The organism is Micromonospora maritima, assembly GCF_902825405.1.
GTDB lineage: Bacteria > Actinomycetota > Actinomycetes > Mycobacteriales > Micromonosporaceae > Micromonospora > Micromonospora maritima.
This window is the reverse complement of sequence record NZ_CADEAU010000834.1, coordinates 1-1,454: the sequence shown is the minus strand read 5'-3', so window position 1 is coordinate 1,454 and position 1,454 is coordinate 1. Positions and strand designations below refer to the sequence as shown.

Annotated in this window: 1 protein-coding gene and 1 pseudogene; both read right to left on the bottom strand. The window is 74.7% G+C overall.

Features of this window, described 5'->3' with window-relative positions; translation table 11 throughout:
- A pseudogene (locus HUW36_RS32775) lies at positions 1 to 478 on the bottom strand (hypothetical protein); the annotation flags it as partial.
- A partial coding sequence (locus tag HUW36_RS32770; protein ID WP_174531576.1) for a TauD/TfdA family dioxygenase occupies positions 475 to 1,454 on the bottom strand: 980 nt, incomplete at its 5' end. The pseudogene HUW36_RS32775 and the gene HUW36_RS32770, both read right to left, overlap by 4 nt.

Genomic DNA, 1,454 nt, shown 5'->3' with positions numbered 1-1,454 from the left:
CGTGCGGCTCGACCAGCCGGGCGGCCGGCGCGCCCGGGGCGGCGGCCGGAGCCGCCTCCCGCTCCTCCAGCTGCCATTCGGTGACGTCGAGGAACTGCAACGCCTCCTCATCGGCCGGCGGCAGGTCGCCGGCGTACGCCCGGGCCAGGTCGGCCAGGACCAGACGCAGGCCGGCCGGGTCGGCGATCAGCGGGGTGGCGGCCAGCTCCACCGCGTCGTCGGTGAGGGTGACCGACAGCTCGCCCTGCGCGCCGACCGTGACGGCGCGGTCGTCGTCCACGTCCTGCAACGGCACCCGCAGGCCGGGGTGGTGCACCAGGGTCAGCCGCAGCGCCTCGTGCCGGGCCACCACCGTGTCGACGGCGGCCTGCAACCGAGCCGGGTCGAGCGGCCGGTCCAGCCGGACCCGGGCCCGGACCAGGTCCTGCTTGCCGGCCCAGGCCAGCCGCTGGACCGGGGACAGACGGTAACCGTTCACAGCACACTCCGGTTCACGTAGAGGTCGGACATGGCGACCAGGATCTGCCGGTCGCCGGTGAAGGGTTCCCGGCCGTGGGTGGCCAGGAAGTTGTCCACCACCAGCACGTCGCCGCGCCGCCACGGCACGGAGAGGGCGTGCTGCCGGTACAGCTCGCGGATGCCGGTGACCACCTCGTCGGCGATCGGCTCGCCGTCGCCGTGGTAGGCGTTGCGCGGCAGTCCCTCCGGGCCGTACTCGCGCAGCAGCGCGCCGGCCACCTCGGGCGGCATGTTCGAGACGTGGAACAGGTGGGCGTGGTTGAACCACACCGTCTCCCCGGTACGCGGGTGCGTGGCCGTCGCCTGCCGGCGCGCCACGGTCCGCAGCCCGTCGGAGCCCAGCCAGGTGAACTCGGTGGCCGAGGCGGCGCAGTACGCCTCCACCTCCGCCCGGTCGGTGGTCTGGAACGCCTCCTGCCACGGCAGGTCCAGGTGCGGCCCGTAGTTGCGCACGTAGCGGACCCCGTCGCGGGCGAACCGCTCCCGCACCTCGGCCGGGATCAGCGGGGTGATCACCCGCTCGGCGGCCAGCGGGGTCGCGCCGCCGTCGCCGGTGGCCGGTTGCGCGCAGTAGAAGAACAGGTGCGTCGGCCAGTTGTGCGAGTACGACATCTCGTGGTGCAGCGGGATCCACTGGGCGGCGTTGAACTCGGTCGAGGTGAACACCCGATCGGCCACCTCGTGCCGGGGTGCGGCCCGCTCCAGGTAGCCCAGCAGCTCCGGGCCGATCTCCCGGGCCGCGCGCCCGAAGTCGTCGGCGCTGCGCACGTCGAACCCGCGGAAGAACACCGCGGCGTGCCGGTCCAGGTCGGCCAGCAGCTCGGCCCGCCGCCCGGCGAGCCAGCCGGCCAGGTCGAGGTCGGGCACGGCGGCCTCGACCAGCAGCACGAAGTCGTCCGCGCCGAGCGTGCGCCGGGTCACCGGAGCGGCGACCG